This window comes from Capnocytophaga sp. oral taxon 332 str. F0381 (assembly GCF_000318275.2).
In the GTDB taxonomy this organism is placed as follows: domain Bacteria; phylum Bacteroidota; class Bacteroidia; order Flavobacteriales; family Flavobacteriaceae; genus Capnocytophaga; species Capnocytophaga bilenii.
The window spans coordinates 38,631-56,122 of record NZ_KB291313.1 but is presented as its reverse complement, the minus strand read 5'-3'; the positions used below and the strand labels follow the sequence as shown (position 1 = coordinate 56,122).

The 17,492-nt window shown below is 37.9% G+C and carries 16 protein-coding genes; 6 read left to right on the top strand and 10 right to left on the bottom strand.

All coding sequences use genetic code 11. The features are described from left to right. Positions 1-6: 6 nt before the first annotated feature. From menD to HMPREF9075_RS06720, 10 genes are all read right to left on the bottom strand, one after another. Entirely contained in the window at positions 7-1,680 is a 1,674-nt protein-coding gene (menD, locus tag HMPREF9075_RS06765; RefSeq protein WP_009415762.1) for a 2-succinyl-5-enolpyruvyl-6-hydroxy-3-cyclohexene-1-carboxylic-acid synthase, read from the bottom strand. Next, positions 1,681-3,783, bottom strand: a complete 2,103-nt coding sequence (gene ppk1 / locus HMPREF9075_RS06760) for a polyphosphate kinase 1 (RefSeq protein WP_034557118.1) — start codon at positions 3,781-3,783, stop codon at positions 1,681-1,683. A gap of 3 nt (positions 3,784-3,786) precedes the next feature. After that, on the bottom strand, positions 3,787-5,076 hold the full coding sequence (locus HMPREF9075_RS06755; RefSeq protein WP_009415760.1) for an ABC transporter permease: 1,290 nt from the start codon (positions 5,074-5,076) through the stop codon (positions 3,787-3,789). Positions 5,077-5,088: 12 nt separating this feature from the next. Then, positions 5,089-6,012, bottom strand: a complete 924-nt coding sequence (locus tag HMPREF9075_RS06750; protein WP_009415759.1) for an ABC transporter ATP-binding protein — start codon at positions 6,010-6,012, stop codon at positions 5,089-5,091. A 40-nt stretch (positions 6,013-6,052) separates the two neighbouring features. Further along, positions 6,053-7,894: a glutamine--fructose-6-phosphate transaminase (isomerizing) gene (glmS, locus tag HMPREF9075_RS06745; protein WP_009415758.1), complete on the bottom strand. Its 1,842-nt coding sequence runs from the start codon at positions 7,892-7,894 to the stop codon at positions 6,053-6,055. 97 nt (positions 7,895-7,991) lie between these two features. Beyond that, positions 7,992-8,444: a pantetheine-phosphate adenylyltransferase gene (gene coaD, locus HMPREF9075_RS06740; RefSeq protein WP_009415757.1), complete on the bottom strand. Its 453-nt coding sequence runs from the start codon at positions 8,442-8,444 to the stop codon at positions 7,992-7,994. Positions 8,445-8,477: 33 nt separating this feature from the next. Beyond that, the gene (locus HMPREF9075_RS06735; RefSeq protein ID WP_009415756.1) at positions 8,478-9,074 is read right to left on the bottom strand and encodes a Uma2 family endonuclease; all 597 of its coding nucleotides are present in this window, start codon (positions 9,072-9,074) and stop codon (positions 8,478-8,480) included. Positions 9,075-9,084: 10 nt separating this feature from the next. After that, the gene (locus HMPREF9075_RS06730; RefSeq protein WP_034557116.1) at positions 9,085-10,062 is read right to left on the bottom strand and encodes a D-alanine--D-alanine ligase; all 978 of its coding nucleotides are present in this window, start codon (positions 10,060-10,062) and stop codon (positions 9,085-9,087) included. A gap of 19 nt (positions 10,063-10,081) precedes the next feature. After that, positions 10,082-10,741, bottom strand: coding sequence for a hypothetical protein (locus HMPREF9075_RS06725; RefSeq protein ID WP_009415754.1), 660 nt, complete (start codon positions 10,739-10,741; stop codon positions 10,082-10,084). Between the two features lie 4 nt (positions 10,742-10,745). Beyond that, entirely contained in the window at positions 10,746-11,693 is a 948-nt protein-coding gene (locus HMPREF9075_RS06720) for a hypothetical protein (RefSeq protein ID WP_009415753.1), read from the bottom strand. 307 nt (positions 11,694-12,000) lie between these two features. Here HMPREF9075_RS06720 and HMPREF9075_RS06715 point away from each other — a divergent pair, with 307 nt between their 5' ends. The 6 genes from HMPREF9075_RS06715 to HMPREF9075_RS06690 all read left to right on the top strand — a co-directional run bounded on the left by HMPREF9075_RS06715 (position 12,001) and on the right by HMPREF9075_RS06690 (position 17,374). Then, positions 12,001-12,843, top strand: coding sequence for an HmuY family protein (locus HMPREF9075_RS06715; protein ID WP_009415751.1), 843 nt, complete (start codon positions 12,001-12,003; stop codon positions 12,841-12,843). A 119-nt stretch (positions 12,844-12,962) separates the two neighbouring features. Continuing rightward, positions 12,963-14,894 carry a TonB-dependent siderophore receptor gene (locus HMPREF9075_RS06710; RefSeq protein WP_009415750.1) on the top strand — a complete coding sequence of 644 codons (1,932 nt, stop codon included), beginning with the start codon at positions 12,963-12,965 and terminating at the stop codon, positions 14,892-14,894. Positions 14,895-15,012: 118 nt separating this feature from the next. Then, on the top strand, positions 15,013-15,219 hold the full coding sequence (locus HMPREF9075_RS06705; RefSeq protein WP_009415749.1) for a DUF2892 domain-containing protein: 207 nt from the start codon (positions 15,013-15,015) through the stop codon (positions 15,217-15,219). Beyond that, entirely contained in the window at positions 15,219-15,638 is a 420-nt protein-coding gene (gene ybeY, locus HMPREF9075_RS06700) for an rRNA maturation RNase YbeY (RefSeq protein WP_009415748.1), read from the top strand. Before HMPREF9075_RS06705 ends, ybeY begins: the two co-directional genes overlap by 1 nt. A 46-nt stretch (positions 15,639-15,684) precedes the next feature. After that, positions 15,685-16,596: a restriction endonuclease gene (locus HMPREF9075_RS06695; protein WP_009415747.1), complete on the top strand. Its 912-nt coding sequence runs from the start codon at positions 15,685-15,687 to the stop codon at positions 16,594-16,596. Next, entirely contained in the window at positions 16,583-17,374 is a 792-nt protein-coding gene (locus HMPREF9075_RS06690; RefSeq protein ID WP_009415746.1) for a DUF481 domain-containing protein, read from the top strand. The genes HMPREF9075_RS06695 and HMPREF9075_RS06690 overlap by 14 nt, the downstream gene beginning before the upstream one ends. The last annotated feature ends 118 nt before the right edge of the window (positions 17,375-17,492 follow it).

The following is a 17,492-nucleotide window of genomic DNA, read 5'->3' as shown; positions in this document are numbered from 1 at the left end:
AAGTAATCATTTTTTTAGAAACTCAAAATATTTTAACAAAACTTTATCGTTTAGAGTTCTTTCGGTTGTGAGTTCTAATAGTTTAGGTTTCTCAGTATTTTGGTAGAAAGATTGCAGATTATGTTGTAATTCTTCTATATTAGTAGCTTTTTGATAAGAAATACCAAACATTTTGCAAAAATGTTCCGCAGTTAAATTATGAGGGGTTTCAAAATAATATTCAAAATTAGGGTCGGTTTTATCACCTGGTAATATCCTGAATATTCCGCCTCCCTGATTGTTAATAAGAATGATGCGGAAGTGGGGTGGAATGTATTTATTCCACAAAGCATTGCTGTCATACAAAAAACTCAAATCGCCTGTGATGAGTATGGTGGGTTTTTGGCTACCTACAGCTGCTCCTATAGCCGTAGAAGTACTGCCATCAATACCACTAGTACCTCGATTGCAGTAAACGCGCCACGAAGGCTGCGAAGGCATTAGCTGGGCATAACGTATGGCAGAGCTGTTACTTATCTGTACTACATAATCATTCGGAATGCTTGCAAACACTTCAGCATATACTTTGAAATCTGAAAAAGGTATTTCGGCTAAATATGTATAGTGTTTTTGGGTGAATTGTTGTTGCGCTTCAAGCCATTGTTGTTGATACGTAGAGGGGACTTGCAAAAGCTGTTGTGTAGCTTGGGCAAAGAACTGATTGACAGTAATAGGGAATGAATGAGTAAGGCAATAATAAGAATCATATGCCTTGTACAAATCTATATTGTAATGGTATTGTGGCTGATAGGTACGCAAAAATTGCTTTATTTTCTTAGAAACTACCAATCCGCCAAAAGTAAGCAACAAATCGGGTTGTAGAGCTTCTTTCAGCGAAGAGTCTTTCTCGGTATAAGTAAGCAATTTATCTATATAAGGCACAAAATTAGGATGGTAAAGGTTGGACGTTGTTTCAGTAAGTACCAACACTGAAGGGTCATTAGCAAGATGCTCTACAATAGCTTTTTCTATACTATTAGGTGCTAATACACCTACCAAAACCATCTTTTTAGAAGACTGATTCCAACGAGTTATAAAATCATTATATGCCTGATCATTTATATGAGGAGTAATAGTTTCTGAAGGGACATTCTCAAAGGGAAATAACTCTTCAGTAGTGAGGTAAAGAGGCTCTTCAAAAGGTGCATTAATGTGTACCGGAGCTTGCTGTTCTACAGCCGTATTCAGTGCTTTATTAAGCTCGTAAAAATTACTTTTATCGCTATAAGTTTCATCAGAAAGATTAGCATTATAAACAGTATGGTTAGCTAACACATTTGCCTGACGAATAGTTTGCCCATCGCCTATATCTATTTTATTTGAAGGGCGATCAGCCGAGATAACTACAAGCGGAATATTACTATAAAAAGCCTCAGCTACAGCAGGATAGTAGTTCAACAACGCCGAGCCAGAAGTGCATACTACCGCCACTGGTGTATTTAATTGTTGAGCAAGTCCTAAAGCAAAAAATGCAGCACTGCGCTCATCTACTATACTATAACAGGTGAAATAAGTATTATTAGCAAAACCTATTGTTAAGGGAGCATTACGCGAGCCTGGTGATATTACTATGTGCTTTATCTCTTTAGCCTTACAAGCTTCAATAATGTGTTGTGCGAGTTTAATCTGCGGTCTTTTCATTTATTCAGTAACTTTATTTTTTGCAAGGTAGTAATCGTAAAGAGCTACTTGCGAGCGTAATAGTGGCTTGTTGTTATGTTTGTAAGTATTGTTTTGAGCCTGATTGATAATACGAGCTTTCACATTATCAGCCCAGCTAATTTCAAAAGTATCTATAAGCTCTTGTTTTATATTTTCATCGTAAATAGGGCAACCTACTTCCACACGAAAAGAAATATTGCGGGTCATCCAGTCAGCTGATGATATATATACTTTAGGATTACCATCATTGCCGAAAATAAACAAACGAGGGTGCTCTAAGAATTTATCAACAATACTAATAACTTCTATATTTTCACTCATTCCTTCAATACCAGGTACTAAGCAGCAAATACCACGTACTATCATTTGTATTTTCACTCCTGCTCTACTCGCCTCATAAAGTTTATCTATCATCTTATAGTTAGTGATATTATTCATTTTCAGCTTTATATAGGCTTTTTTACCAGCTTTAGCATTCTTAATTTCATCGTCTATAAGTTGTTTTAAATTCTTTTTGGTATAATGTGGCGATACGATAAGGTGCTTGTATTTCTGTATATTATAGTTTGTTTCAAGAAAATTAAACACTTTATTCACTTCTTTGAGTATATCCTGATTGGCAGTAAAAAGCGTATAATCGGTATATACTTTGGCAGTACTTTCATTGAAGTTGCCCGTACTGATAAAGCCGTAACGCTTGATGTCCTTACCTTCTTTTCGCTCTATAACGCATATTTTGGTATGCACTTTTAGTCCGCGTACTCCAAAAATAAGCTTTACCCCTTCAGCTTTTAGCTGTTCGGCATATTTAATATTAGATTGTTCATCAAAACGAGCTTGTAATTCTATTTGTACAGTTACTTTTTTGCCATTTTTCACCGCATTGATGAGTGAATTAACCACTTGCGAATTTTTCGCCAAGCGGTAAATGGTTATCTTCACCGATTTCACCTTAGGATCGAGGGCAGCTTCGCGCAAAAACCACACGATATTAGAAAAAGTGTGATAAGGAGTAAATTGCAAATAATCTTTTTCTGCTATTTTTTTCAAAAGACTCCCTTCTTGGGTAAGCCCTTTCACGGGTAGCGGATGTATGGGAGCATAGGTAAGGTCGGTACGCCCCATACTAGGAAAATTCATATAATCACGCCTATTATGATACCTACCACCAGGGATAATACTATCACTGCTAACAATTCCCATTTTATCAAAAAGGAATTGCAGCGTGTCATCAGCTATCATTTTGTCGTACACAAAGCGTACAGGGGCACCTTTGCGTCTATCCTCCACCCCTGTAGAGATTTTCTCTATAAAGCTCTTGCTAAGGTCGTCATCTATATCCAACTCGGCATCACGAGTGATTTTTATCATATTAGCAGAAAGCGACTCGTAATTGAAAATATTAAATATTTTGTGCAAACAAAAACGAATAATATCATCTATCATAATAATGTAGTGCTTGCCCTCTAGAGTAGGAAGCTCTACAAAGCGGTCTAAAGTAGTAGGAAGCTCAATTAAAGCATATTGTATTTTTTCTTTATAAGCTCTTGAAGAGAAGAATTTTTGTACTCCTGAAGTTTTATTGTCCTCTTTTAGGATCATTTTCACAGCCAAATAAGCAATATCATCTTTCAGCTGCGGAAATTTATCTAAATCATTCAATATAATCGTAAATAAAGCAGGGCGTACCTTATCGTAGAAGTAATTATTTACAAACTCTTCGTGAGCAGGCAGAAGTGTTTGTTCATTTACAATAAATATCTGTTCTTTCTCTAATTTTTTAGTAATATTATCAATAATCTGCAAGCTCCTATCCTGCATTTGTATTACCTCTTTGGTAATCTCCTCAAGTAATTCTTTGGCGTGTATGCCAAGTTCTTTACTGGCATTTTCGTCATTTATCAATCGTTTTACGGTAGCGTAGCGCACCTTGAAAAACTCATCTAAGTTATTAGAGAAAATACCTGCAAAACGCAAACGCTCAAGCAGAGGCACACGCTCATCGGCTGCCTCTTGTAACACCCTTCCGTTGAAGTGTAACCAACTCAGTTCCCTATTGATATAGAGGTTCTTATTTTGCATCATCTAATTTGTTTTAAGCCATTTCCACACTTCTTTATAGCTTGCTTTCTTGCCATACATCAAGATACCTATACGATATATTTTAGCTGATAGCTTGATTACCATAAAGAAGGTTAAATAAAGTATTAGTAGTGATATGAGTATTTCCCACCACGCTACGCCAAAAGGAATACGCATCAACATCACTACAGGTGAAGTGAAAGGTATATACGAAAATACTACCGATACAGTACCGTGAGTTTGCTCCATTACTGAGAACATACCTACATAAACCGCCAGCATCAGTGGGGTAATTACAGGCAAGAGAAACTGTTGGGTATCAGTTTCATTATCTACCATAGCCCCTATCATTGCATAAAGTGAACTGTACAGCAAGTAGCCCCCTACAAAGAAAAGTATAAAAAGTACAAAAGTTTCCAATAGCGGGAATTGATAGATAGCCGTTAGCACTTCCTGTATTTTAGCAGTATCGGGAGATTGTAAGGCTTCGGTAGTAGTGCCTGTCATAGGCATATCAAAAAATGTAGGAAGCAAGGCAAATAATACACCTGTAAATACAATCCATATGAAGGCTTGGGTGATCCCTGCCAATGAAGTACCTAATATCTTGCCCAACATCAAATCAAAGGGTTTTACTGATGAAATAATTATCTCAATAATACGATTATTCTTCTCCTCTATCACACTACGCATTATCATATTGCCATACATTATGATAAACATAAAGATAAGATAACCTGCCGACATTCCCAAAATAGACTTTACCAAAGTGGCCCATTCTGAGGTTTTCTCACCTGTAAAGTTTTGCAATTGCAACGATACTCGCACTTTAGCACTTTCTATTTCCTGCTGATTAATATTTTTTTCAGTAAGATTATACTGAAACAAAGTTTTCTCAAGCACTGATAACATAGCATTGGTAAGTGAAAGTGCAGGTGTTTCTTCGGTATAAAAACTAATTTGCTGATACCAATTGGGAGTATTTTTAGGAGGAATGTACAGCAATCCGTAGTTTCCTTTTTCAAGTACCTCTTTTTTAGCCGTTAGCAAGTCGGTATTTTGCAAATAATGGTAGTGTACCTCATCGGTATTGGTAAAAGCAGTTGCGAAGATATGACTTTCATCAATAATAGCAATGTTTTTCACCTCACTTTTATTTATATTTACAAGCCAGCCTATAAGTAGTATAAAAGCTACCATTATCAGCGGACTTACGAATGTCATTATAATGAATGATTTATTGCGTATCTTATTGAGGTACTCTCTTTGAGTAATAATTCTTAAAAACTTCATAGTACATAAACATTAGTGGGTTTCACAAGCCGAAATAAATATTTCATCAACAGTAGGGATATTCTCTACAAAATGGGTTATTTCGCCTTTTGTAGTCAAATACTGCAACAATTCATTCACCGTTTGTGTCTCTTTTTTCTTGATATTGATTTTCAGCTCATCATACAAACTCTTAAAGTGCGCTTCTTTCACCTCAAAATGAGTTTTAAGCTCTTCTAATACCGCAGTTTTTTGAGTTTCGGGGAGCTTTAAGCCCAGATCATAGGAGTTATTTTTGTAAGTACGCTTAATATCGGTGAGTTTACCGTCTAATATCTTTTGAGATTTATTGATAAGTGCTATATGGTCACAAAGTTCTTCTACCGATTCCATTCTGTGAGTAGAGAAGATAACCGTAGCCCCCTGATCGCGCAGATAGAGTATTTCATCTTTGATAATATTGGCATTGATAGGGTCGAAACCACTAAAAGGTTCATCAAAAATAAGCAATTTAGGCTGGTGAAGCACCGTAACCATAAATTGTATTTTCTGAGCCATTCCTTTAGATAATTCTTGTATCTTTTTATTCCACCAGTCGCCTATCTCTAAGCGTTCAAACCAAAACTTAAGTTGTTTTTTTGCTTCTTCTTTAGGGAGTCCTTTCAGTTGTGCCAAATAAAGTGCTTGTTCACCTACTTTCATCGTTTTATACAAGCCACGTTCTTCAGGTAAATAGCCTATTTGGGCTGTATGTTTAGGCTGCAAAGGCTCGCCATCAAAGAACACACGCCCTGCATCGGGCATTACAATTTGGTTGATGATGCGGATAAGAGACGTCTTACCCGCACCATTAGGACCTAATAAACCGAATATACTACCACGAGGCACTTCCAGCGAAACATCGTTCAGGGCAGTATAATCACCATATTTCTTATAAATGTTTTCAGTTCTAAGCACTTTTTTTAATGTTTAATGATTAATGTTTAACATATCTCCCCTACTCTACTGTTACCGATTTTGCTAAATTTCGGGGTTGATCTACATTACAACCACGCTTGATAGCTATATAATACGACAACAATTGTAAAGGAATAGAAGCCAATATAGGAGTGAGCGCCTCGCTTATTTCGGGTATTTCAATTACGTGATTTGCCAAGCCAGCCATTTGGGTATCCCCTTTAGTTACCACGGCTACAATCCTACCTTTACGCGCTTTTATTTCTTGAGCGTTTGATACTACCTTGTCATAGTGTCCTTTAGAAGGTGCAATAAATATAACAGGCATATTTTCATCAATAAGCGCAATAGGCCCGTGCTTCATTTCGGCAGCAGGATAACCTTCGGCGTGAATGTACGATATTTCTTTTAGTTTCAATGCTCCCTCTAAAGCAGTAGGGAAGTTGAATCCACGCCCTAAGTACAAACAATTCGTTGCTGTTTTGAAAGTATCGGCGATTGCTTCTATTTTAAGATTTACCTCTTTCAATGTACTTTCTATTAATTCAGGTATTTGTTCCAACTCGTTGCACAACTGATGATACATTTTATTGCTAAGCGTACCTTTTCTATGACCTAAGTGCAAAGCTATAAGGGTAAGCACAGTAAGCTGAGTAGTAAAAGCTTTGGTAGAAGCTACCCCTATTTCAGGTCCTGCGTGCGTATAAGTACCCGAATCGGTAACACGAGCTATAGATGAGCCCACCACATTGCAAATACCATAGATAAACGCCCCTTTTTCTTTAGCTAATTTCAAAGCTGCCAATGTATCGGCAGTTTCGCCCGATTGTGAAATAGCAATTACGATATCGCCGCGCTCAATGATAGGATTGCGGTAGCGGAACTCAGAAGCATACTCCACTTCTACAGGAATACGTGCATACTCTTCCAACAAATATTCACCCACCAAACCAGCGTGCCAAGAAGTACCGCACGCCACAATAATAATACGTTTGGCGTTTAAGAACGTTTCTATATGCCTATCTATACCCGAAAGCTTGGTAGTGCCATCGGGCAATAAGCGCCCGCGCATTGTATTTTGTATAGATTTAGGTTGCTCGTAAATTTCTTTCAGCATAAAGTGTTCGTAGCCTCCTTTTTCAATAGCTTCAAGGCTCAGCTTAAGCTCTTGTACAAAAGGATTTACCTCTTTGTTACTATTAATTTTCACAACCTTTAGCGGACGCTCTAAGTGAATAGTAGCCATTTCGCCATCCTCCAAATACACCGCATTTTGTGTATATTCAATAAAAGGGGTAGCGTCTGAAGCTATAAAAAACTCATCAGCACCAATACCTATTACCAAGGGGCTACCCAAGCGAGCTACTACTATTTCTTCGGGTTTACCCTCTTCCATTACAGCAATAGCAAAAGCACCGATTACCTCGCTAAGCGCATAGCGCACAGCAGTTTCTAAATCAACATTTTGTTTTTCTTTGAAGTATTCTATAAAGTTTACCAGCACCTCAGTATCGGTGTCAGAATAAAACTTAAATCCCTCTTTTATAAGGTTTTGTTTGATGCTTTCGTAGTTTTCTATAATACCATTATGCACTATAGCGATTTTCCCTGACTGTGAGCGGTGCGGGTGCGAATTTACATCGTTGGGTACCCCGTGAGTAGCCCAGCGAGTATGCCCCATACCGCAGCCGTAATTAGGTACATTACTACCTGCTTTAGTTACCAAATCGGCTACTTTTCCTTTTGTTTTTTCGCCGTGAAAAGTTTCGGCATTCAATATGAAGCCAGCGCTGTCATATCCTCTATATTCCAAACGTTTTAATCCATCTATAATGATAGGAAAGGCAGAACGTTTACCTAAATAGCCTACAATACCACACATTGTTAGTTGTTATTTTTAAGATTTTTAATTGACTGCAAAATTACAAAATAATTCCAAATTATGCAAATATAGTTTCTATTTTTTTCGCCCTAATGGGTTATACTCTTACGCTTTCGGGCACTAATACTTTGTAATCACCATTGTTGCGAATTACATCGCGCACTATAGAGGACGATATAAATGAAGTACGAGCTGCTGTAAGCAAGAAAACCGTTTCTATTTTGGACAATTTGCGATTGGTGTGAGCAATCGCCTTTTCAAACTCAAAATCGGCTGGATTGCGCAAACCACGCAATATAAACTGAGCTCCAATTTCTTTACAATAATCTACTGTAAGACCTTGGTAGGTAGTAACCTTCACTTTAGGTTCGCCGGCAAAAGCTTTTTCTATAAATTCTTTGCGTTGTTCTACGGAGAACATATAGTTTTTATCGCCATTTACGCCTATAGCGACAACAATTTCATCAAATAAATCTAAGGCACGTGTGATAATATCTTGATGCCCTAAGGTAATAGGGTCAAACGACCCAGGAAATAATGCTCTTTTCAATGATTAATTATTAATGATTATTCTAACAATTCATTACTTTTTAGCGAATACCTCGGCGGTACTGATTTCTAAATCGGGGAATTTTACTGAGGTTACGGTTTTACCCATAGCTACAGGTTTTTGAATAATATACTGCCCCTCTTTCAACACATTAACCCATACGGCTTCGTGCTCTGGGTCTACAATCCAATATTCGGCAACTCCAGCTTCTTCGTAAATACGGAACTTACTATCTAATTCATTTTGTAAATTACCTGGTGAAAGTATTTCAACTACCAAATCGGGGACTCCTAAGCAGCCGCGACTATCTATTTTTTCGGGGTCGCATATCACACAAATATCGGGTTGCAGCACTGTGAGAATTTCTTCGTCTTTTTCATTTTTACGAGGAATACGTACATCAAAGGGAGCGTGAAATAGTTCACACTTCTTTCCTTCAAAATAGGCATAAAATTTGACAAACAACAACCCTGATATACGTTGATGTACAGGTGAGGGGGCTGCCATTTTAAAGATTTTTCCTTTTAGCAGTTCTACGCGTTCTTGGAATTTCCACATTAGGTAATCGGCATAGCGATAAATGCCGTTTACAAGGTCTAAATCATTTATATTGGTAACTACTGCACTCATTGTAAATTTGTTATTTGTTAATTACTCGTTCTATTTCGCTTTCAAACAAAGCTTCTAAGCTGATACCCGCTACTTTAGCTTGTTGAGGAAGCAAACTTGTTTCGGTAAGCCCAGGGGTGGTATTCATTTCCAACAAATAAGGCGTATCGTCTACAATAATAAATTCACTACGGCTAAAGCCCTCCATTTTTAGCAATCGGTATACGCGTTCTGCCAATGTGTTGATTTTATGAGTCATTTCAGGAGAAAGACGAGCAGGTGTAATCTCTTTTGATTTACCTAAATATTTTGCTTCATAATCAAAAAAGTCATTTTCGGATATGATTTCGGTCATTGGTAACACCTTTGTTTCGCCCTTATAGTTAATTACCCCTATTGATACTTCGGTACCATTTAAAAATCCTTCTATAAGTATTTCATCATCTACCTGAAAAGCTTTCTCAATAGCCTCTGGTATTTTATCTTCGTCATAGACTTTATACGTTCCTAAGCTACTTCCCGATTTGTTGGCTTTCACAAAACAAGGTAAGCCCAATTTAGCCACTATATCGGCAGTATTGTAATCTTCCCCTTTATTGAGATAGTAAGAAGGTGCAGAAAGTATACCAAAAGGCTTCAGTACCGACAACATATCGCGCTTATTAAACGTAAGAGCTGAAGCGTACATACTGCAACCTGTGAGTGGCAAACCTATCAGCTTGAAATACGCCTGCAGATAACCATCTTCACCAGGGGTGCCGTGAATAGCATTGAACACTGCTGCAAACTTAATTTTTTCACCTTTTATAGTAAGTGAAAAATCATTTTTATCAATATCGTATTCTTTTCCTTGTTCATCAGTATACACCCACCTTACCTTATCGATACGGATAAGGTAAGAGGTGTATTTTTCTTTGTTGAGATGGGCAGCCACTACGCTACCACTTTTCAAGGAGACTTCAGCTTCACCTGAAAAACCTCCCATTATTACGGCTATATTTTTTTTCATTTGTTTAATATTTTTGTCTTTAATAACAATCTCCTTCATAAAAACTATTCCATCGTATGCGTTCATTGGTAACATCATAGCAATGGGTAGTATCAATACAATACTGGGGGTGTTGTTTATCGGTATGCTTGAGTGTTTCGGTAGAAACTACACGCCACTGCCCATTTACATAGGCAACATTGATATTTTTTGTATCTAAAGTGCTATTGGTAACCGAGACAATCTTCAGATACTGTGGACTGGCAGGACTGCATTGCGAAGAAGCATTTTGGTAAATAGTAGTAAACTCACCTTGTTTTAGTACAGGGTAAGCTATATCGGCAATATTGAAAACTAACTCAGTAATTTTTTTGTAGTTACCATTTTCGTTTATAAAGATTTTGTACAGATAATCGGGTTCTTGGTTCATTTCGGTACGAGAATATTCCCAAGCCCTTTCCCAATTATTTACATCTTCGGCACTACCAAAAACAGAGTCATTAACCATTATTTGCCGTGTTACCAAAAATTCTTCTTTTTGCTCATCGCCTTTTACATCTATCAAATAATATACCGAATCACGTTCGTAATTTACTACAGGAGGTTCTTTTGCGAGTTTTTCGAGTTCTTTTTCGCGAGAAACGTTGTTATTACAAGCTATAACAAACAGCAGAGCGAAAATAAAGCCTATTTTTTTCATTGTCTTAATGATGATTTACTGAGAAATTCATCACTTCTTTAAAAATTTTTGTATAATATTCTCTTTCGGGAAGCCCATTCGTTCCCCCATTAATTTTAACACTTACAGCTCGTACGTCATCTTTATCAGCCAGAGCATTCAGGTTGTTTTTATTCCAAAACCATCCTGCACAATCTACGGCATAATGGATATTAGTAGCCAATTGCGGGGCAAATTGTCGTACCTGCTGCATTACACTTTCCAATTTGAGGGCATCGTTTTTCAGAGCAGGATCGTTTTTTATTCTACAGATATAATCATACACACCCTCGCCTATTTTGTTTTTATAGAGCTTGCTATGAGCTGTACCATTTACGGCATCGTAGTAAGCCAAATAGTTATAGTCATTAGTGAGGTGTATAAGTCCTCGTCCTAAGAAATCGGCACCACCTTTATAGCCAGCGGCGCGTGCTCCTGCATCTTCATAAGCCTTAGTAAAGCGGAAAGTCTCTAAATAACACTGAGCCAAAAAGTGAATTTTTCTGACGCAAGTATTGATGCCATATTTGCTGAAAGCTGCGTTGAGTTCTTTAGCAAAAGCGGCATAATCGGGTTGTGGTGACATTTTTTCATTGGTATTGTTATGAAAAAGGTTGTCTTTAAACAGGGTATAGTCGCTTTTGTTTTGCACGTAGAACACGGGAGTTGTTCCTGCATCTACGGTAATTTTTGTGCCTTTTTGTAGTGAATAATAGTCGGCAGCCCCATATTTTATTACCAATTCGCCTTTGTAGGTATAAATTGGATTTTTTTGGTAGTTGGGGTACTTTTTGTGAAAAGCAGCTATTTCCGAAGGAGGAAAGCTACTCAAAAATTGTTTTTGAGCCACTACGTTGCTTTTCTCTCTCACATTTTTGATAATGTTTTTCAGGTCTTCAGCCGAAAAATCGGCATTGCAATAACATTTGTTCATAATATCAATTAGTTTTAAAAATTAGAGTTTCAGAGGTATGATTGTATGGATTGATATTCGGTGCAAATATACAAAATAATTTTGAATTTTGAGTTATGAATTTTGAATTATTATCCTTCAGTGCGAGCCGCACAGGCTTTTATCCTTCGCTCATCCTTCGCTGAACCTTCGCTCATTGTTTGGTGGGACGGGTAGGAGAATTTTGAATTCTGAATTTTGAATTGGCGGGATAAAAACATTATTAAAATTATTTTGCGTATTTCTAAATAAGTTGTATCTTTGCGCCATTAATTCTAAAAGAAATATTATGAAGTTACGTTTTGTTACCGCTGCTTTATTAGCAGGAATGACGTTGCTAACTGTGGGTTGCAACAAAGAGAAAAATGAACCTGAAACCCCTACTGATCCTTATCTTGGTTACAAAAACCTTGATGTGAAAGCAGGAAACGTTAAAGAAATAGCTAATTTAAAAGCTAACACTGATGGAGAATGGGTGTACTACTCTTTGACAAAAGGAGTGGTAGAAGTAACAACCGCTACGCCTACCGTTAGCAATTGGGATGTAGCTTTTAGCCGCTACCACGTAAAGACCAATAGCGGAACTTCGGGCAAGGGACAAGGAGGAGCTGTAAAAACAGCTGAAACAGACCTTAGCAAAGTAGCTACTGCTTCGGTTACTGCCTCTTATACCGTTGATAAACCATTAAATGTTTCTTCTTTTGGTGGCGGAAAACCAGGTCAATCAAGAATTTCGGCTTCGCCTATTTTTGAAATAGGACACGGAGAAGGCTTTTGGAGTATGGTAAAAGAAGGAATACTAAAACAAGCTGCTCAAAAGTTTGCTGAGAAAACAGTACCTAATTTTAAAAACCTTCCTGATGCACAAAAAGAAACAATAGTGAACGGACTTATACCAACCTTAGAACAAAATATTAAACCTTCATTAGTACACGATAACGGTTGGCTTACTATGGATTACGCTCAAGGTGCTGTAGCTCCTACTTACAAATACAACAACTGGGTGTATGAAATAAAAACGCACGATGGTAAGTTTGCTAAAATACAGCTTACTGACTATAAGAACCAAAAAAACCAAACAGGGTATGTAACCTTTAAATACGCTCTTGCTAAAGAAGACGGCAAATACTAAACCGTCATTTTACACAAGATAAAACTCCCTTTGAAAAGGTAGCATTAGCTTATAACTACAAATGGCTCACTATCTTTGCAAAGGGATTTTTTATGTTTTAATATATTTTTTAGGTTTATATGAGGTGTTTTTATATTACATTTTTACTAACAGTTTGGGGTACAGCAGCTTGTTGGGCACAAGATGAGGGTGAGAAAGAAATTGTGCTAAAAGAGGTAGTAGTAACTGCTACACGAGCTGCAAAAAACCTTAAAGATGTACCCATAACAGTACAAGTAATTACGGCTGAGGATATTCGCAAATCACAGGCTACGAACTTTCAGTCGTTTTTAGAAAGTGAGTTTGCTGGGATTAACTTCACCTATGATGGAGGTATGCCCAACATCAATATGCTGGGTTTTGGGGGTAAATACGTGCTATTCCTGATGGATGGCGAGCGTATGGCAGGAGAAACCTTTGATAATATTGATTATAACCGCATAGATTTAGATAATATTGAGCGTATTGAGATTATAAAAGGGGCATCGTCATCGCTTTACGGCTCGAATGCCTTAGGAGGAGTGATAAATATTATTACCAAAGAGGCTAAAAAGGCTTTTGAGGGGAACTTAAGCTATCTTTACGACACGAGCTACAACTATAAAACCAATGTGGGAGTAGGCACAAAACTGCGCTGGGGAAGCATACGGCTCACTTCGTTTTACAACTTTAGAGCACCTTATGTGTTGAAAGATACCGAACCGCTGATCAGTTACAAAAATGGAGTGCCCGTAGCAGGAGCCCTCTCTACACTGCCCATTGCAGGCTTTACCAATTACGGTATTACACCTAAAGTAAGCGTAAAGCTATTGCCCAAAACAGAGCTTAGCCTCACCCCCAACTACTACTTTAGTGAGCGCAATAGAGGAGATAACGAACGGGTATTAGACCGCTATTACAACTATGCACTATCGGGGAAGGTTACTACAGACTTCGGTGAAACGCAAAAACTGAGTTTGTCGGGGGCTTTTGACCGTTACGACAAACTTTACTACTATAAATTGCTAAACGAGGAAGAAAAGAACTACGAAAATACCATTTGGCGCGGTGCAGGGCAATACAACCTGACGGTAGCAGGGAAGCATTCGGTAGTGGCTGGTGCTGAAGTATTGCAAGATGAGCTGTTGAGTTTTCGTTTCAACGATGCAGGTACTGCACTTAGGAAAAATGCTGAGAACTATACCCTTTTCACACAACAAGAGTGGAAACTTCTGCCTGATTTTACCTTAGTAACAGGGGGGCGTGTGGATTATCATTCGTTATTCAAGGCACATTTTACTTATCGGTTATCGGGGTTGCTAAAAGTAGAAAAGTTTAGTTTTAGGGGAGGTTTTTCCACCGGATTTAGGTCGCCTACGCTCAAGGAGCTTTTTACCAATTGGTTTCACCCTTGGGGAGGCGGTTTTCAGATTATGGGTAACCAGCACTTGAAGCCAGAAACGAGTAGAAATTTCAACTTTTCAGTAGATTACGACACGCCCAAGCTAAATGTTACGGCAATGACACAGCTATCGTCTGTAAGAGAAAAGATAGGATTTAGGTGGACAGCTTCATCGGATTCTATACGTTACGTAAATTTTTCGGGTGATACACGCATTATAAGTTCGGAGCTATCGGCTACCTATCGCCCTCATAAGGCTGTGAGGCTAAAAGGCTCATATGCTTATTATTACACAGCTAAAAATATGGACGAGAACCGTCCGTACACTTTTACTGTGAAAGGGGAATACATACCCCCTTATGGGGCTAAATACGTGCCTAATGTGGTGCTTAGTGGTAAATACGTAAGTGCTGCGAAAGTGTATGATGCAAGCAATGTGACTGAGGAGGTTTATACGCGTTATGAGCCTTATAGTATATGGAACTTACAACTATTCAGCAAACTGCCTTATCATTTTACGGTAAGTGCTGGCGTGGATAATCTGCTGGGGTATGTGGCTAAGAGTACGAGTTTTTATTCGAGTATTACCCCAGGTCGTACTTATTTGATAGGGCTGAAATGGGGGTATTAGTTTTTAGTTATTAGTAGGCAGGTGATGTGTAAGAGGAAAAAAGTTTATGTAATTTTGGTAATTGAAAAAATAGTATTAAATTTGCAGAGAAATAAAGATTGACAAAAAATAATATAATATGAAAAGAAATCTTGGGAAACGCGACAAGAGCGTTCGTTTGATTATTATTGCAATTATTGCAATTTTAGGATTGTTCAATGAATTTTCAATTGGGGTAGCCTCAGTATTGGGGATGGTGTCTATACTTTTATTGGTATCTATTCTTATCAATTTTTCACCTTTGTACTATGTGTTAGGAATTAGTACCTATAAAGAAAATAAATAATGATTGCTTTTTTTGAAGAAACGCCTTTTAAATTTCCTTTTAAAAAAAATGCAGTAAAACAATGGGTAAAACTGCTTTTGGAGAAAGAGGGGAAACAGGCTGGCGACATCAATTACATTTTTTGTGATGATACCTACCTGCATAACATCAATGTTACGTATTTGCAACACGATACTCTTACTGATATTATCACTTTTGATTATAATGAGGGTGAGGTAGTGCATTCGGATATTTATATTTCGGTGGAGCGTGTGCGTGAAAATGCAGGGATTTTTGGTGTTAACTTTGAAGATGAGTTACTGCGAGTATTGGCACACGGACTGCTACACTTATGTGGCTATAAAGATAAAACAGAGGCTGATAGTGCTATGATGCGTACCAAAGAAGAGGAGGCTATGAAACTTTATAACGATAAATGACAGAGGGATAAGACAGCGCAAGGGATAACTACTTAATAGGGGAACAATGCTTATGGATATTCCTGATTTTCAGAAATTAATGCTTCCTTTTCTGGAAGTAATAAAAGATGGACGTGTGTACTCTACTGAGCAGATAGTGGAGATGCTACGCGTGCATTTTGGTCTGACAATGGAGGATATGAAGGTGAAAGTACCTAATGGTAACCAATCTCTTTTTAGAAATCGGATTGACTGGGCTTCGAATCACTTGCACCAAGCGGGACTTGTGGTAAGTTTTCTGAAAGGATATTACCAAATTACAGAGGCAGGGGAGCAAGTGCTTAGCCAAGAGCAAGTGAAGATGGATGCTGCTTACTTGCGAAAGTTTGACCAGTTTCAGTTGTGGGAATCGATGTTTGACACGCCGCAACGCTTATTGGAAGGGGAGCGGGAAACTGAATTACAGAACGAGACACCTGAAATTGTTATTGGTAAAGCTACGGTGATGCTCTATCAGTCGCTAAAGTTTGAGCTATTGAGTCTTATAAAGCAACGTCCTATTTCATTTTTTGAGTACTTTATAGTAGAATTGATGAGAAAAATAGGCTATAAGGGGGTAGATTCTTCAAATTTTGATATTATAGGGAAGCGTGAGAAAGAAGGTATTGAGGGGATAATGTATATGGACGAGCTGGGAATAGAAAAGATATATATGCAAGCTAAGAAGTGGCAAATGGAGGTTACCTCAAAAGATATTAGGAATTTTATGGGGGCACTAAACCTAAAGGGCACACGCAAGGGGGTGTTTATAACCACCTCTACTTTTTCGCAAGAGGCTAAGGCAGAAGCTACTACCAACCCGATGAACAAAATTGTGCTGGTGGATGCAGATAGGCTGATGCAATTGGCTATAATGTACAATGTAGGAATACAAACAAAAAGAGTTGTTGAAATAAAAGGTCTTGATGAAAATTTTTAAATACACTATTTTACTCTGGTTGCTTGGTTACACTTCATTACAAGCTCAAATCATTTTTACAGAAAGTCTTGCTCCTGTGATAGATACTACACGGAGTTGGCAAGGTAATATAGCTCCTGAACTCAATTTTAAGACTGAAAAAGATACTTATTTTATGGTGAAGAACAATGCCAACGTAAGTTTCTTACTCAGGAAGAAAAAAGCTGTTACAATACTCAATCAGGTAGAGATAGCAAAATCGGGCGACAAGTTGAATGTGAGCAATGGTTTTGTGCATATGGAGTACCGTTACTTGTACAAACCAACCTTAGAGGTATATCCGTTTGCAGAAGGGGTATGGGCACCCAGCCGAGGACTGCTGACCCGTGTGGCTGGTGGTTTCCAATTACGTTACCTATTCTTGCATACTGATCATTTTACTTGGCGGGGTGGTGTAGGTATTTTCTACGAATATGAACGTTGGAACCACGATGGGGTTCCTAACCTTACCACTGATAATATAGAAGTGTACCAAGAGAGTATTAAATCACGATTGGCTACGGGTATAAGTATTAACTTTACCGAACGTTCTTTTTTGCAGGCGAGCTTTTATATTCACAACCGAATGGATAGCAACGTAAAAAATCCGCGTTATGCTTATTGTATAGACCTAAAATACAAAATTACTGATAATCTTGGATTATGGCTTTCTTATCAGGCTATACAACATACCAAACCTATAGTACCTGTGAAGAAATTATATGTAGTACTTGGTAGTGGCGTGTATTTATCGTGGTAATAGCCAATCTTCAAGTTCGTTTTGTTTTGTGAGGGCGATTTGCCAATCGCCCCTACAATGTGGTTTGATTATAATTAACTTTGTCAAACTTTGAAAGTTTGCCAAAGTGTGTGGCGCA

Bases quoted from the DNA above. Each gene is read 5' to 3' on its own strand.
- menD (WP_009415762.1), bottom strand. From the start codon at position 1,680: ATGAAAAGACCGCAGATTAAACTCGCACAACACATTATTGAAGCTTGT.
- ppk1 (WP_034557118.1), bottom strand. From the start codon at position 3,783: ATGCAAAATAAGAACCTCTATATCAATAGGGAACTGAGTTGGTTACAC.
- HMPREF9075_RS06755 (WP_009415760.1), bottom strand. From the start codon at position 5,076: ATGAAGTTTTTAAGAATTATTACTCAAAGAGAGTACCTCAATAAGATA.
- glmS (WP_009415758.1), bottom strand. From the start codon at position 7,894: ATGTGTGGTATTGTAGGCTATTTAGGTAAACGTTCTGCCTTTCCTATC.
- HMPREF9075_RS06735 (WP_009415756.1), bottom strand. From the start codon at position 9,074: ATGAGTGCAGTAGTTACCAATATAAATGATTTAGACCTTGTAAACGGC.
- HMPREF9075_RS06730 (WP_034557116.1), bottom strand. From the start codon at position 10,062: ATGAAAAAAAATATAGCCGTAATAATGGGAGGTTTTTCAGGTGAAGCT.
- HMPREF9075_RS06725 (WP_009415754.1), bottom strand. From the start codon at position 10,741: ATGAAAAAAATAGGCTTTATTTTCGCTCTGCTGTTTGTTATAGCTTGT.
- HMPREF9075_RS06720 (WP_009415753.1), bottom strand. From the start codon at position 11,693: ATGAACAAATGTTATTGCAATGCCGATTTTTCGGCTGAAGACCTGAAA.
- HMPREF9075_RS06715 (WP_009415751.1), top strand. From the start codon at position 12,001: ATGAAGTTACGTTTTGTTACCGCTGCTTTATTAGCAGGAATGACGTTG.
- HMPREF9075_RS06710 (WP_009415750.1), top strand. From the start codon at position 12,963: ATGAGGTGTTTTTATATTACATTTTTACTAACAGTTTGGGGTACAGCA.
- HMPREF9075_RS06705 (WP_009415749.1), top strand. From the start codon at position 15,013: ATGAAAAGAAATCTTGGGAAACGCGACAAGAGCGTTCGTTTGATTATT.
- ybeY (WP_009415748.1), top strand. From the start codon at position 15,219: ATGATTGCTTTTTTTGAAGAAACGCCTTTTAAATTTCCTTTTAAAAAA.
- HMPREF9075_RS06695 (WP_009415747.1), top strand. From the start codon at position 15,685: ATGCTTATGGATATTCCTGATTTTCAGAAATTAATGCTTCCTTTTCTG.
- HMPREF9075_RS06690 (WP_009415746.1), top strand. From the start codon at position 16,583: ATGAAAATTTTTAAATACACTATTTTACTCTGGTTGCTTGGTTACACT.